General features: G+C 44.4%; 15 protein-coding genes. 3 read left to right on the top strand and 12 right to left on the bottom strand.

Annotation, left to right across the window (positions count from 1 at the left end):
- Positions 1-38: 38 nt before the first annotated feature.
- Entirely contained in the window at positions 39-1,529 is a 1,491-nt protein-coding gene (locus LZG75_RS02950) for an NAD-dependent succinate-semialdehyde dehydrogenase (RefSeq protein WP_233934982.1), read from the top strand.
- Positions 1,530-1,540: 11 nt separating this feature from the next.
- Here LZG75_RS02950 and trmB read toward each other — a convergent pair whose 3' ends face one another.
- The 4 genes from trmB to LZG75_RS02930 are packed head-to-tail and all read right to left on the bottom strand — an operon-like array spanning position 1,541 to position 4,650.
- Complete coding sequence (gene trmB / locus LZG75_RS02945) at positions 1,541-2,254, bottom strand: tRNA (guanosine(46)-N7)-methyltransferase TrmB (protein WP_233934981.1); 714 nt, start codon at positions 2,252-2,254, stop codon at positions 1,541-1,543.
- Between the two features lie 9 nt (positions 2,255-2,263).
- A complete protein-coding gene (locus LZG75_RS02940) occupies positions 2,264-3,232 on the bottom strand; it encodes a UDP-glucuronic acid decarboxylase family protein (RefSeq protein ID WP_233934980.1) in 969 nt (322 codons plus the stop codon).
- A 52-nt stretch (positions 3,233-3,284) separates the two neighbouring features.
- Positions 3,285-3,752 (bottom strand): DUF2721 domain-containing protein, encoded by a 468-nt coding sequence (locus LZG75_RS02935; protein WP_233923061.1) that lies wholly within the window; start codon positions 3,750-3,752, stop codon positions 3,285-3,287.
- 19 nt (positions 3,753-3,771) lie between these two features.
- A complete protein-coding gene (locus tag LZG75_RS02930) occupies positions 3,772-4,650 on the bottom strand; it encodes an undecaprenyl-diphosphate phosphatase (RefSeq protein WP_233923372.1) in 879 nt (292 codons plus the stop codon).
- A 192-nt stretch (positions 4,651-4,842) separates the two neighbouring features.
- On the opposite strand from LZG75_RS02930, the gene LZG75_RS02925 reads away from it, so the two are divergent.
- The gene (locus LZG75_RS02925) at positions 4,843-6,447 is read left to right on the top strand and encodes a TolC family protein (protein WP_233934979.1); all 1,605 of its coding nucleotides are present in this window, start codon (positions 4,843-4,845) and stop codon (positions 6,445-6,447) included.
- Here LZG75_RS02925 and waaC read toward each other — a convergent pair.
- From waaC to LZG75_RS02890, 7 genes are read right to left on the bottom strand one after another with little or no spacing between them, the layout of a single operon-like run.
- A complete protein-coding gene (gene waaC, locus LZG75_RS02920; protein ID WP_233934978.1) occupies positions 6,418-7,491 on the bottom strand; it encodes a lipopolysaccharide heptosyltransferase I in 1,074 nt (357 codons plus the stop codon). The genes LZG75_RS02925 and waaC overlap by 30 nt on opposite strands.
- A gap of 29 nt (positions 7,492-7,520) precedes the next feature.
- Positions 7,521-8,078 (bottom strand): dTDP-4-dehydrorhamnose 3,5-epimerase, encoded by a 558-nt coding sequence (gene rfbC / locus LZG75_RS02915; RefSeq protein ID WP_233934977.1) that lies wholly within the window; start codon positions 8,076-8,078, stop codon positions 7,521-7,523.
- 13 nt (positions 8,079-8,091) lie between these two features.
- A complete protein-coding gene (gene rfbA / locus LZG75_RS02910) occupies positions 8,092-8,973 on the bottom strand; it encodes a glucose-1-phosphate thymidylyltransferase RfbA (RefSeq protein ID WP_233934975.1) in 882 nt (293 codons plus the stop codon).
- Complete coding sequence (gene rfbD, locus LZG75_RS02905) at positions 8,966-9,946, bottom strand: dTDP-4-dehydrorhamnose reductase (protein ID WP_233934973.1); 981 nt, start codon at positions 9,944-9,946, stop codon at positions 8,966-8,968. Before rfbD ends, rfbA begins: the two co-directional genes overlap by 8 nt.
- The gene (gene rfbB, locus LZG75_RS02900; RefSeq protein WP_233934970.1) at positions 9,936-10,997 is read right to left on the bottom strand and encodes a dTDP-glucose 4,6-dehydratase; all 1,062 of its coding nucleotides are present in this window, start codon (positions 10,995-10,997) and stop codon (positions 9,936-9,938) included. Before rfbB ends, rfbD begins: the two co-directional genes overlap by 11 nt.
- Positions 10,998-11,024: 27 nt before the next feature.
- A complete protein-coding gene (locus LZG75_RS02895) occupies positions 11,025-11,933 on the bottom strand; it encodes a hypothetical protein (protein ID WP_233934967.1) in 909 nt (302 codons plus the stop codon).
- Between the two features lie 8 nt (positions 11,934-11,941).
- Positions 11,942-13,021, bottom strand: coding sequence for a glycosyltransferase family 10 domain-containing protein (locus LZG75_RS02890; RefSeq protein ID WP_233934962.1), 1,080 nt, complete (start codon positions 13,019-13,021; stop codon positions 11,942-11,944).
- Positions 13,022-13,072: 51 nt separating this feature from the next.
- Between LZG75_RS02890 and LZG75_RS02885 the strand changes: the two genes are divergently transcribed.
- Complete coding sequence (locus LZG75_RS02885; protein ID WP_233934960.1) at positions 13,073-13,969, top strand: alpha-1,2-fucosyltransferase; 897 nt, start codon at positions 13,073-13,075, stop codon at positions 13,967-13,969.
- 19 nt (positions 13,970-13,988) lie between these two features.
- On the opposite strand, the gene LZG75_RS02880 is transcribed toward LZG75_RS02885, so the two are convergent.
- A complete protein-coding gene (locus tag LZG75_RS02880; RefSeq protein WP_233934959.1) occupies positions 13,989-14,984 on the bottom strand; it encodes a glycosyltransferase in 996 nt (331 codons plus the stop codon).
- Between the last annotated feature and the right edge of the window lie 8 nt (positions 14,985-14,992).

The raw sequence follows: 14,992 nt of genomic DNA, 5'->3' as shown, positions 1-14,992 counted from the left end.
CACGTATTCTCGCAAACCCTAACTGGATCTCTGTCACTATGAATGCTTCACTTCAGCAAATTGATATTCGCTCACACTTAAAAGACCCTAGCTTATTCCGCGAAGATGCCTTTATTAACGGCAAGTGGGTTAAGGCTAAAGCAGGTACTACTTTTTCTGTTAATAACCCAGCAACAGGCGACATCATTGCCAATGTAGCAAACCTCAATGGCGCAGACGCTGAGTTGGCGATTACTGTAGCCGAGCAAGCGCTTATCGGTTGGCGTTCGAAGACCGCCAAAGACCGAGCCATAGTAATGCGTAAATGGTTCGATCTGATTATTGCCAATACCGAAGATTTGGCTATTTTGATGACTCTTGAGCAAGGCAAGCCCCTCGTAGAATCGCGCGGCGAAGTCGCTTATGGCGCCTCATTTGTAGAGTGGTTTGCGGAAGAATCAAAGCGAGTAACGGGCGCGATCCTTGAGAGCACTTGGGGCGATAAACGCATGCTGGTATTAAAGCAAGCGATTGGTGTCTGTGTTGCTATCACCCCGTGGAATTTTCCGATTGCAATGATTACGCGCAAAATTGCGCCAGCGATTGCGGCAGGCTGCACCATGGTTATCAAACCAGCCGAGCAAACCCCTTTATGTGCATTGGCTTTAGCAGAATTAGCGCAGCGCGCTGGTATGCCTGCGGGAGTGGTCAACATCATTCCTTCTGATGCAGATCAATCGATTGCTATTGGTAAAGTTGTTTGTGCCTCGCCCACCATTCGGCACCTTTCTTTTACTGGCTCTACTGAAGTAGGCCGAATCTTGATGGCGCAATGTGCGCCATCCGTGAAAAAGGTTGCCCTAGAATTAGGTGGGCATGCGCCTTTCATCGTGTTTGAAGATGCCGATATTGATGCTGCTGTTGCTGGCGCAATTGCTTCTAAATACCGCAACTCGGGGCAAACCTGTGTCTGTGCTAATCGGTTTTATGTACATCAAAAAGTGCAAGCTATCTTTGTAGAAAAATTTGCTAAAGCCACGCAAGCGATTAAAGTCGGTAATGGGATGACTGAAGGTGTGAGCCAGGGTCCGTTGATTGATGATGCTGCTTTTGCTAAAGTTGAAAAACATGTGGCCGATGCTATTAGTAAAGGTGCCACATTAGTTACAGGTGGTAAAGCCAATGCCAGTGGTCTCAATTTTTATGAGCCCACCATTTTGTCGAACGTGACGAGCGATATGCTGATTACGTATGAAGAAACCTTTGGGCCAGTAGCGCCGATTATTCCTTTTGATAATGATGAAGCTGTAGTGAAGTTGGCCAATAACAGTCAGTATGGTTTAGCTTCCTATTTTTATAGTCGTGATATTGGTCGTGTCTGGAAAGTCGCGGAGGCTTTGGAATATGGCATGGTCGGTGTGAACACCGGCATTATGTCGAACGAAGTAGCACCATTTGGTGGCGTTAAACAATCGGGCTTAGGTCGTGAAGGCAGCATTTGGGGTATGGATGAATACCTTGAAATGAAATATGTTTGCGTGGGTCTCTAAGCGGCTCGTTTCTACCTCAGCTTTTGATAGACCAAATCCCAGACCCCGTGGCCTAGATTAAGGCCACGGTTTTCAAACTTGGTAACGGGGCGATAGGCAGGTCTAGGTACATACGTTTTATTTGGCGATGTATTACTCAGCCTATGTTCAGCGTTACCTATTGTTAACATTTGTTCGGCATATTCTTGCCAATCGGTAGCCAAATGAAGATAGCCGCCGACTTTTAAACGCTCTGCCAACAGCTTCATAAAAGGCGCTTGAATTAAACGGCGCTTGTGGTGGCGTTTTTTATGCCATGGGTCGGGGAAAAAAATATGCACTCCATCCAATGTATTTGGTGCAATCATTTGCTCTAAGACCTCGACTGCATCATGGCGCATGACGCGCACATTTGTCAGACCCATTTCATCGATCCGTTTTAGTAATGCACCCACGCCCGGCGAATGAACATCAAGTGCTAAAAATTGGTCTTTGGGTCGAGCTGCGGCAATACTAGCGGTGGTTTCTCCCATGCCAAAACCAATTTCTACAATGCGTGGCGCATTTTTATCTGAGGAAATCGAACTTAACCCAAAAGCCTGAGCCCAATCGAGCTGCATGGGCTGAAAAGGGATTAACAGTGCAGATGACAGTGTCTCTAGAGCGCGCTGCTGCGCTGAAGTAGTTCGCCCAGTGCGTAAAACAAAAGATCGAATACGGCCGGTGTGACTGCGAGGCGTGTTCAAGCGAAGAGACTAAGTAGCGAGCAATTGCCTAAAGTAAGCAATGGTTTCTTTTAGGCCATCTTCTAAAGCCACCTTCGGCTGCCAACCCAACTTGGCTTTCGCTAAAGCAATATCGGGTTGCCGTTGCTTGGGGTCATCTGCGGGTAAGGGCTCAAAGACTAATTTCGACTTACTACCCGATAATTTCAAGATCGCCTCGGCCAAAGCCAACATGGTGAACTCACCTGGATTGCCAATATTGACTGGCCCGATAAAGTCAGCTGGCGCATCCATCATAAGCATCATGACTTCGATTAAATCATCGACATAACAAAAACTGCGGGTCTGTTGGCCATCGCCATAAATAGTAATGTCTTTACCCCGTAAGGCCTGCACAATAAAATTACTTACAACGCGCCCATCGTTGGGATGCATTCTGGGGCCATACGTGTTAAAGATGCGCACGACTTTAATTTCTAAAGCATGTTGACGATGGTAATCAAAAAATAAGGTTTCAGCGCAACGCTTGCCTTCATCATAGCAACTACGAATCCCAATCGGATTAACCTTACCCCAATAGGATTCAGGTTGAGGATGTACCTCTGGATCGCCATAGACCTCGCTAGTAGACGCTTGTAAAATACGCGCGCGCGTACGCTTGGCTAAGCCGAGCATATTGATTGCGCCATGCACACTGGTTTTAGTCGTCTGCACAGGATCGTGTTGATAGTGCACTGGTGATGCTGGACAAGCTAAATTATAAATTTGATTTACTTCTACATATAGCGGAAAGGTCACGTCGTGGCGCATGACTTCTAAGTGGGGGTTGCCCAATAAATGCGCTAAGTTTTGTTTACTACCAGTAAAAAAATTATCAGCTACCAATACTTCATTACCACGTTTTAATAAACATTCAGTAAGGTGTGAACCTAAAAAACCAGCACCGCCAGTAATAAGGATTTTTTTCTTGCCCAACTGACTACTCGTATTGCCTACCATGATTTGCCTAACTTTATTCTGATTAAAATTTAGTAAAATGACATTTTAGCCCCTAGAGCTCAGCCCCATCTTGTGGCACATCCCAGCTCGCTGAGCGATAAGCCACGATGACCTCTATGAGAATCATAACCATTGCCGTCATAAAAGCCACAATGCCCAGCACGAATGTGCCCACGGCAAAGCCCGAACGCACAACTTGTGCAGCGCCCGCTTGCACAAAAAAGAGCTCTAAAATTGTGCAAGAAATAAAAAAACCACTTAACACATCAAAAAAGATGCCCGCGGTACATAAGCGACCGCGCATCTTAAATTCTTTAAGCTCACCCAAATAATGCGTGCGTAAATCTACCGAAATAGTAGAACCTCCGTAAAGTTCATTTTGAACAAAGCGCATCCGATCAACATTACGTGCTAAGCGAGCTGTAATGGCTGACAATAAAGTTGCAATTGCAGTTAGCAAGAAAACGGGCGCCAAAGCGAGTTGAATATTGGCGGTAACGTTGGTAATTGACAAGTCCATTGCGCTCTTTCTAATCTCTCTAATGGGTCCAGGCAATGAAGCCGGTATAGCTGGTAATTAAAATGAAGGCACCAAAAATAATCCGGTACCAAGCAAAGGGTATAAATGTATGGCTAGCAACATAGTGAATTAACCAACGCACACATATAAAGGCGGCAATAAAGGCAGCCACAAAGCCAAAAATTAACGCCAAGGTAAAGTCGGCGGGACTCACTAATAGTTGCGCAGTGGGTGCTTTAGAGAGCTTCAGTAATTCATAGATGGTCGCACCTCCAATTACTGGTATGGCCAAGAAAAAAGAAAACTCGGTGGCAACGGTACGTGGCAAACCCATCAGCATGCCGCCAATGATGGTCGCGCCCGAACGTGAGGTGCCCGGTATTAAAGCCGCACATTGCGCTAAGCCCACCTTTAAAGCGTCAAAAGGGGAGAGGTCATCGACCGAATGAATGGAGCGCCCCAACCGTGATTGGGAGCCCAGTTGAGGGCCTGCTTGAGCTTGACGTTTTTCAGCCCAAAATATGATCAGTGCGCCAGCAATAAAAGCCAGTGCAACGGGGATTGGTGCAAATAAATAATTTTTGATATATTTTCCAAAAAGAATTCCAAGGACTGCCGCAGGAATTGTAGCAATGACTAAATTGAGGATAAACCGTCTTGAGCTTGCTCGACTACCTAAAGAAATGACCACTTGCCATAATTTCTGCCGATACTCCCAGCAAACTGCCAAAATGGCGCCAAATTGAATGATGATTTCAAAAGCCTTGCCATGGCCATCATTAAAATGGAGTAAATCGCCTACTAGAATAAGGTGCCCCGTGCTGGAAATGGGCAAAAATTCTGTGAGCCCTTCAACTACCCCCAAAATGACTGCTTTAATTAAGAAAATGAGATCCATAGCCCGCATATTAAAGCCTTATCCCGTAAATTCCTGTAGAAATGGCGATGCAAGGCCCATTTTGGCATTTGGCCTTAAACTTCAGGTCATATTGAGAAGCCTTGGATTGACATGAGTTGGTTTGCCTGCCCCTTGAATTTGCGTCTGAGATTACCGCTAAGGTGTATTTACTCTACGGTCATGGTAGGTCTAGTGAGCTCGTTTGTAATTACTGCAGCCCTTGCACAAACCGGAGTGCAGCCAGCTTTTCCAAATGTCACCATTCAAGGTCAACCCGAAGCCATTACAAAACCCCGCTCAGGAATTCCTAAGCCACTAACAGCGGCTGACTTAACGGGCTTGCAAATTCCTCCCGATATGGTGGTGAGGCAAAACTTGGGGGTGCCAACTCAACCCAGCGCGTCTAATTTATTAAGTTCCAACCCATTTAATATTGCCCCTGGACAAGCAATTGATTTAATGGGGCTCTACCAAGAGGCTGCTTTTAGCGATCCCGTTTTAAATAGCGCCCGCTTTTTATATGAGTCAAAACAAGAATTATTTTGGCAGGGGCTCTCCGTACTCATGCCGCAAATTGTTGCCTCTCCCGGATTAACCCGCTACTACCAACATGCTGCCAATAATTCAGCGCTGCAAACCTTCACAGGTAATAGTCGCGTTTACGGACAACGAAATTATGCGGTCACTTTGACCCAGCCTTTATTCAATGCTAGTGCTTTTGAAGTATTTAGACAGGGCGACTTAAATACCAAAGTTGCTGATATGGGTTTTTACCAAGCCCAACAAGATTTAGTGTTACGCGTGTCGCAAGCTTATTTTGATGTGCTCTATAGCCAAGATAATGTGGAGTTATTTAAATCGAAAATTGGCTTGATTAAACAGCAGCTCAATGCCGCCAAAGCACGCTTTGAGGCTGGCCTAGCAACAATTGTGGATGTCAATATTGCTCAAGCAGGCTATGACTTAGCAATCTCTCAAGAAATTACTGCGCAAGCCGATTTAGTAGTGAAGCGGGGCATCTTAGAGCAGCTAGTAGGGCGGCCCGTACCAGCGCTAAAGCCGCTAGCTAAGGAAGCCAAAATTGACGGAGTGGTCAGGGATCCACGCGCCAAAGTGACAGAGGCATTACCAGCCCCATCCGAAAATATTAACCCGCAATTACCTCCCGGGCAAACTTTGAACGATTGGATTCATCAAGCTGAGAACGCCAATTTTGGGGTCTTGGGCGCCTTACTCAATGTGGATATTGCCTCAAGTAATTATCGCGCTGCTTTAGCAACCAATTACCCCACCCTCAATTTTGTTGGTTCTGCTGCATACAACAGTAATAATGGTGTGACCTTTAGTAATATTTCCGCTTCACAAAATATCTACAACAATACGGTAGCACTAAATTTAAATATTCCGATTTTCTCGGGTGGCTACAACTCTTCGCTGATTCGTCAAAATGCCGCGCTTGTAGATAAAGCCAAGTCGGACTATGACAATTTACGGCGTACGGCAGCACAAAATACGCGCCAAGCTTTTACTGGATTTTATGGCGGTCTAGCGAGTGTCAAGGCCTACGAGGCGGCTGAACGCTCCACTACCTCTGCAGCTGAATCAAGCCAACTGGGTTTTGAGGTTGGCACCTTAATTAGTATTGATGTGTTGTTGGCATTTGACGCCCTGATTAACACTCGGCTGTCTTTAAATCAGGCTCGTTACAACACCATCATGAATGCGCTGAAATTAAAATCGTATGCGGGCACCTTAACGGATTCGGACTTAACTAGCATCAATGGCTTGCTTAGATAAAGCGCTTTGACTTGCTTTCAATAAGCGCACAGCAACCGCGAGCACTGTTTTCACCGCTGGTGGGTTTTTCAGATCACCCAAATTGCAAATCGCTTCTGACCAGTAGCCCTCCGTTTTCCATTTCGGTGAATCACAATATAGTTCAATCGTAGGTCTAGCTAAGACTGCGGCCAAATGCGTTAAGCCCGTGTCCACCCCAATGGTTAATTGGGCGCCAGCGACGACAGCAAAAGCTTCTTTGATTGAAAACGCGGTTGGTACTACAGCGCCATCAATTTCTTTGGCAATGAGTTCACTGGTTAATTTTTCTGCAGCACTGCCCCACGGCAAAATGATCTGCAAGCCTTGTTCGGCTAGCCCTTGACCTAAAGTAATCCAGTTTTTATTGGGCCAGCGTTTAGCCTCTCGAGCAGTCGCATGAAAAAATACCACGTAATTTTGGCTAATGCTATTTTGAGTGGCGGAGATTAAACCCTCGACCCATGCTTGGGGATAAAAATAGGGGGGTTGTTGCTGGCGATTCAGTAATGGCCAATCAAAAGCAGCGCTCATAACCCAACGCGAACGATCAACTGCATGACATTGGCGAGGCACTTGCACGGCTTGCGTATAAAAACGCCGAGCAATTGGCTCATAACCCGAGTATTCGGTGGCATTAGCGAGGCCTGCTACGACAGTAGTCGAGGTTTTTTTAGTCATGGCACAAACTAAAGCCGACTTTAAAAGTCCTTGGGTTTCAATTACTACGTCATAGGTCTGCGCTTGTAAGTGTTTACGAAAAGCAAAAAATTCCTGCCAGGTTTTTAAGCTGAAGATATTGTTTTTCCAGCGCCTTAACGCAATGGGGATAATGCGATCAATACCTCGCAAGCCATTACGCGAGCGCAAGGGCTCTAGTAAATCAAGATAGGCCTCTTCAACTACCCAATCAATTTGTGCCTCTGGAAGGTGTTCTCGCAAATCCCAAACGAGGGGTAGGTTATGTAAGACATCTCCTAAAGAAGATAACTTCACGATCAAAATGCGGATGTGTGCTGAACTCATACCGCTAATTATCTTGCTTTTTTAAAAGACTAGAATTTTGGCGCTTGATTCCACGCAAAGCCAGTTAAGTCTTTGGCATTCATAGTCGGCTCTATTCCCTCTGGAATGGGCCATACAACCCCTACCGTGGGATCATTCCAAGCTAAACAACGCTCACCTTGGGGGTAATAATAATCAGTCGTCTTATACAGAAACTCAGCAGCATCCGAGAGCACAAAAAAACCATGGGCAAACCCTGCTGGAATCCACATTTGCCGATGATTTTGCGCGCTTAACTCTGCCCCGACCCATTTCCCAAAGTGGGCTGATGACTGGCGTAAATCAACTGCGACATCAAAGACTGCGCCGGCAGTAACGCGTACCAATTTACCTTGGGTTTTTTCTACTTGGTAATGCAAGCCGCGTAGCGTGTTCTTTTTCGAGAAAGATTGATTATCTTGGACAAACTCGGCCTGAATACCCGTTGCCGCAAGAAACTGGGCTGCATTGAACGACTCATAAAACCAGCCCCGCTCATCGCCAAAGACTTTGGGTTCTAAAACTAAGACCTCAGGAATACGGGTTGGTGTTACCAATAAATTACTCATGCGCCACTCATCCTCAGTCTTTTTCTTGCAAGATGCGTTGCAGATATTGACCGTAGCCACTTTTCATCATTTGGCTAGCGATTTTTTCAACGCCTGCGGCTGTAATCCATCCTTGCCGATAGGCAATTTCTTCCGGGCAAGCCACCATTAAACCTTGGCGTTTTTGTAAGGTGGCAATAAAACCTGCAGCATCTAATAAGGAATCGTGTGTGCCTGTATCTAGCCACGCAAAACCCCGGCCCATGATTTCAACATTGAGTTGACCTGCCTGCAAATAATGTCGATTCACATCGGTAATTTCTAATTCACCACGCGCGCTCGGTTTAATTCCTGCGGCAATCTCACAGACTTGCGAGTCATAAAAATACAGGCCTGTAACCGCATAATTACTACGCGGCTTGAGTGGCTTTTCGGCAATTGAAATGGCTTTGAACTGCTTATCAAATTCAACTACTCCATACCGTTCTGGATCTTGCACATGATAGGCAAAGACTGTAGCTCCCGTGGTGTGCCGATCGGCACGGTGTAATTGATTGACTAATTCATGGCCATAAAAAATATTGTCACCCAAAACTAATGCGCTAGGGTCTTGGCCAATAAATGATTTCCCGAGAATAAATGCTTGGGCTAAGCCATCGGGCGAAGGTTGCACCTTATATTGAATTTGCAATCCCCATTGCGAGCCGTCGCCCAGCAACTCTTGAAAGCGAGGAGTATCGTGCGGAGTAGAAATTAATAAAACTTCCCGAATACCCGCAAGCATTAAGGTACTTAAAGGGTAATACACCATGGGCTTGTCATAAATTGGCATCAGCTGTTTTGAAACAGCTTGGGTTACTGGGTATAAACGCGTACCCGAGCCCCCCGCTAAAATAATTCCCTTGCGCTTATTCATTTGACTTCATCATCTCTTGTTTACCCTGCTTTACTAACTGCTGAACATAATCAATCACGGCTGGCTGCCAATGAGGAAAGTCGGGAACGCCATTGGCACTCGCGGCTAATCGATCGGCAAAGACCCCTTTTAGCTTCGTATTAGCCATTTTAGAGTTGTTTGGTCGCGGGGCTGGAGTTGGGTAATCTTTAGTGGGAATGGGACGGATATTTGCTACTTGCAATTTTAAGGTGGCGCCAGCGTCTAGCGCAGTTTGCACCACCAAACAAGCCAATTGATACCAGGTCGTTTCACCATCAGGTACAGCATGATAAATACCTGATGCAAATGGCTGAGCGATAAAGTCTAAACTTATTTGCGCTAACCAAGCTGCGCTAGTTGGCACCCCAAATTGATCACTCACAATGGCTAGTTGCTCACGTTCTTTCGCCAAACGTAAAATGGTGCGAATAAAATTAGCGCCATCGCCATAGACCCAACTGGTTCTAAAAATCGCATAGTGGGGTGCTAATGCAATGATTGCTGCTTCTCCAGCAGCTTTACTTGCCCCATAAATACTCAGTGGTGCTGGTAAATCAGTCTCTAGATAGGCGGCTTCTTTTTTGCCGTCAAAAACATAATCGCTTGAGTAGTGTAAAAAAGTTGCATTCGTTTTAGCGGCGTACTCGGCCATGATTTGCACTGCAGTAGCGTTAATCGCAAACGCGCGTTCTTTGTCGGTTTCAGCCCGATCGACTGCGGTATAGGCCGCAGCGTTAATAATGAGCTTGGGCTGCTGTTTTTTTAAAAGCTGCCCAAGTGCTAAGGGGTTTTCTAAATCACAAGCGTTGGGTTCCTCATTGCTGCCAACGCCCCGCCCAATAAAAATAATATCTTGCTGTACATGATTACTTAGGGCATTTTGAAACGCGCGCCCTAACTGCCCATTTTTTCCAAAAACCAGAATCTTACTAAATGAATGACTAAGCGACATAATGCTGATTAATCCAATCGCGGTAAGAACCGCTTTGCACTCCAGCCACCCATTCCGGATTAGCTAGATACCACTCTACGGTTTTCCGAATACCTGTAGCAAAAGTTTCCGCTGGCTTCCAGCCAAGTTCTCGCTCTAGCTTGCTCGCATCAATTGCATAGCGCCGATCATGCCCTGGCCGATCGGTTACAAAACGAATTTGCTCAGCATAAGATCCGCCGCTTGAGCGGGGTCTAAGCTCATCTAGAATCGAGCAAATCGTGTTGACGACCTCTAAATTCGTTTTTTCATTCCAGCCGCCCACGTTATAGGTTTCCCCCAGAGTCCCTTTTTCTAGTACACGTCGAATTGCCGTGCAATGATCACCCACATAAAGCCAATCGCGCACTTGCATGCCGTCACCATAAATTGGTAACGGCTTTTCATTTAAGGCATTCAATATCACTAGCGGAATCAGCTTCTCGGGAAAATGATAAGGTCCATAATTATTTGAACAATTGGTGGTGAGCACAGGTAAACCATAGGTATGAAACCAGGCGCGCACTAAATGATCAGAGGCAGCCTTTGAGGCTGAGTAGGGGCTATTGGGTTCATAGGCCGTAGTTTCTTTAAACGCCGCAGCGCTTGCTCCTAATGAGCCATATACCTCATCAGTAGACACATGTAAAAAGCGAAATTGTTGCTGCGCTTCAGTCGGTAATGAATTCCAATACGTACGACTACATTCTAATAAATTAAAACTGCCCAAAATATTCGTTTGAATAAAATCAGCCGGCCCATGAATTGACCGATCGACATGGCTCTCGGCAGCAAAATTAATAATGGCACGAGGGCGATGCTCTTGGAGAAGATTAGCCACTAAAGTGCTATCGCCAATATCGCCTTGAATAAAAATATGACGGGGGTCTTTTTCGAGCGGGGCTAAGGTACTTAAATTACCTGCATAAGTCAGTTTGTCTAAATTAATAATACCTTCAGCCTTGGGGTTGGCAAGCCAATCCAAGACAAAATTACTGCCAATAAAACCTGCCCCACCAGTAACTACAATCATAATGACACGCCCAAATCTTATTTCAGTTTATTTAAGAAGATCAAGATACTTATTAAACCGTTTATGCCCAAATAGTAACCTGCCCAGCCATCGCATGACGCCGATTGTCCAAAATGTGTGTTTTTTAGCAAGGGGAGGTGGTGGCGGATCAAGGTGACTAGCGCTATTGATCAGGGCGCTATTAATATAAATTCGATAGCCTTGTTTGCGTAAATCAGCATGAAAAGCAATATGATCAGACTCCTCTTGCTCTGCCGCATTAACGCCACTATATCGACCAGCCAGAAAAGCCCCGCGGCGATAAATGCCCAGCCCACCAAATGCAGAGTCAACTTCGATCATGCCTTGATTAGCGTTTAAGTGAACCTGCTTAGCCTGTACTGCTAAATTTTGGGCCGCTGACTCACCTAGGATGGGCTCTAGTTTATGCATCTGCACCATACAATCGACTGGACTCCAATCTGGGTGGCGCAAGGTCCAGACATCATAATAAGTATGCAACTGATTGGCCGTAATTACATCCCACTCTTCGGCTACCTCCCAGCATTGCGCAATCGATTGCGCGGAAATATGCCGATTAATGCCATCTAAATCGGCCATCGCAATAAAATCTACACTGGCATAGCGGGGATTATTTTGCACCTCTGTCACGATGCGATTACGCGCATATGCCAAACGGGCCGTACGCATAGGTATCTGCTTGATTAATCTACCAAAGCTAATGTAATCAAAATTCGGTAAGCGTAATTTTAATGTCGCTAATTGTTGGATGGTGCCGTCATCTGAATCGCTTTCTACTACTAAGCCATGAATACACTTGAAGTCGCGCATGGCCTCATACAAAGCATCGAGCTCTTGGTTAATATGGGCGGCAATATTCCGCGCTGGGCCAGCAATTAATATTTCTGCTTGATCTATCGGCTTTCGCTTTGACATCGCCAAACTCAAGTTAATGCAAAATCATGTTGAATGGAAGCAATAATCTTTTGAGCAAATGCTGCTGAACTAAACCCTTGAAATTGGGGAGATGCTAAAAATTGCTGACCCGCTATTTGGTATGCCTGATAATCTTCTGCAGATAAATCCTTTAGAAAACTATAGAGTGCTCCGTAGGATTGAAATTGACGAAAATCAATAAAGCAATTTTTTGGAATGGCTTTTTCTACCTCAGGGTCACCCCAATAAATCGGTACACATCCCGCAAATAAACAGTCGAATATTTTTTCGGTAAGGTAGCCACGGATATCACGCGCATTTTCAAAGCAAATGCTAAAGCGAGCTTGACTTAAGGCGGTAAATTTACTGTTTACCGGACCACCATAGCTTGGAAAAACGGCTTTGCCCATGAGAAAGGGCGGCACCTTAGCCAGACGATAGCGCATCTTTCCTAGCATACCAAAGCGCTTTTGGGGTACTTTCCACCCGTGTCCATACAAAACAAAATCGCTTGGTGCATTAGTCTCAAACCAGCGAATAGCTTTTACTCGCTCTGAATACAATTCCCGCTCATCCCTGCGATTAGCATGCCGATTACTGGCAATTAAAATACAAAACTGAGGGCGTGCACTAAAGCCTAAATTAACTACTTGATGTGGACTAAATTCAGCAGGCAGTGGATTTGGTATCGTCATTGCATGTAATTTTGCTTTAGCAAGCCCTAAGCTGATTAGCGACTGTGGATTAGCTTCGAGTAAATTTTTATCCCAAGTAAAAATGCCATCAAACTGCTGCAAATACACAGCGTCTGCATTGGCTTGTACAGTTAATTCAGTCTCAAAACGGATTAAATAATTTTTACCTTGACCTTGGGTAATCAGGGGGATTGACTCGATATAGAGATTGAAGTCAGGCTCTTTACCCTGACTATGAATTACATCCAGCGTATGTAATTCAATGCCACAAGCTAATGCTTGCGCCTTTAATACACGGAAAGGCTCAAGGCAATCGTCCCGATTGCGCGGGCTTTGTGGGTTAAATAGATCGTCCTGACCTACCTCCCACCCGATAATACTTCCAATTAGCATGAAGAGTTGCTCTCTGATTTTTCTTTGGGTTAATGTTCTAATTATAGAGTTATGACTATCATCACCCAACTTCAAGGCGGCTTAGGCAATCAATTATTTCAATACGCTACTGGAAGAGCGCTCGCAACGTATTTTCAGACAGATCTCTTGCTTGATAGGGCCTGGTTTGAATGCCCAACCTTTGGCAGTACACCCAGACAACTAGAATTGCCATTTTTAAAATTGCCTAAACCGACTTATATCAGCGCTAATTTTGGTACGCCAATAAAAATGGGGTTAATAAAATCTTTAATACACTCTTTTTCCCCATCTAAACCAAAGATATACCATGAAAAATTGGGCTTTACTTTTGACGACAAGCTATTTAAAGTAAAATTAAATAAAAACCAAGATCTACTCTTATTTGGTTACTGGCAATCCTTTAAGTATTTTTCGTCAATGCGCTTGGCACTTCAATCTGAATGTCAGCCTTGTGCTCTAGTTAGCGAACACTATGGATTTTATTTAAAAAAAATACAATCTACAGAGTCGATCATGCTTCATATTAGACGGGGTGATTATCTAACCTCTCCGTCGGCATCGAAAATTCATGGTGTATTAAATATAAACTATTACATTCTAGCCATTCAGTTAATCTTAAAGGAAATACCCAGCGCTCACTTTTTTATTTTTTCTGATGATATTTCTTGGGCTATAGATACTTTACCAAAAAACATAAATGCTACGTTTATTAAAACTGACTCTAGCATAAATTCTACCTCTCAAGAATTACTATTGATGATGTATTGCCGTCATCATATTATTGCTAATAGTTCTTTTAGTTGGTGGGGTGCATGGTTGAAATTTGAGCCAACGGGCATAGTCATTGCCCCTAGTCGTTGGCTTGCTGAACAGAAAAATGGGCTAACTGATTTATTTCCACCAGACTGGGTTGTCATAACTGCCTAATAAATTAAATTAACTTAAATTAATTGCCTGATACCCTTCCTTTTCGGCCAATCCAACTCGCAGATAGTGCTATCAACCAGCGTTCAAGCCGCGTTAATGGCGTTAAGATACCGTTTTTTCGATGTTGAAACCGAGCATAAATCTCATAATTAGCGCCGACAGATATTCCTGGAATTTTTTGATTTAAAAGCCTTAGGCATTCAACTCCAAAATTAAGTCGCTCAGCTAAAGACATGGCGCGAGGTAAAAATGTAACTGGGATACCCAATCCGCTTAAGTACTGCGCTTGAGATTTTTTAAATACATTCTTAGCCTCTTCTCTAAAATTAATACTTGTTTGACTTGCATGGAGCCGATAAATAATTAATTTTTTTGGAATATTCGCAAATCGATATCCAGCTATGGCCAACTCTGCCCAAAAAAAATAATCTTCCGCATGCAAAGAGGTTAATTTGTAAGGGTGCGATTTAAATATTTCTGTCTTACCCATCACAGCTGGATTGCAAAGAGGGCTACATACGGTCAACATTGCACGAATATCAGCATTTGAATGCCGTTGTTTTGAGTTACGTAAATCGCCATTTTTCTGGTTTAAGGTCCAGTGATCTGCACCGCAAATATCCACTTCATGCGTTTCAAGAAATTCAACTTGGATTTTTAATCGGCTTGGGAGGGCGCGATCATCTGCATCTAATAGCGCAAGGTATTTACCTTTGGCTAAAGTTGCTATCTTATTGCGAGTACTAATTAAGCCATGATTTTGATCAGAAAAAATTTTGACAATTCGCGTATCGTGATAGCGATTGATAATTTCGCGGGTTTGATCGGTAGAGCCATCATCGATAATAATCAGTTCAAAATTGGTGTAAGTTTGCGAAAGAATACTTTCAATTGCTTCGCCAATATAGCGTTCAGCATTAAACGCTGGCATTGACACGCTTACCAATGGGCCTAAAACGCTTGGCTTATCCTCTGCGGCCTGTAGAAATGAATTGTTTAGTTCAATTGCATCCATACATATTC

This window comes from Polynucleobacter sp. IMCC30063, from assembly GCF_021395235.1.
Classification (GTDB): domain Bacteria; phylum Pseudomonadota; class Gammaproteobacteria; order Burkholderiales; family Burkholderiaceae; genus Polynucleobacter.
The sequence above is the reverse complement of the archived record's forward strand: the minus strand, read 5'-3'. Positions and strand labels throughout refer to the sequence as shown.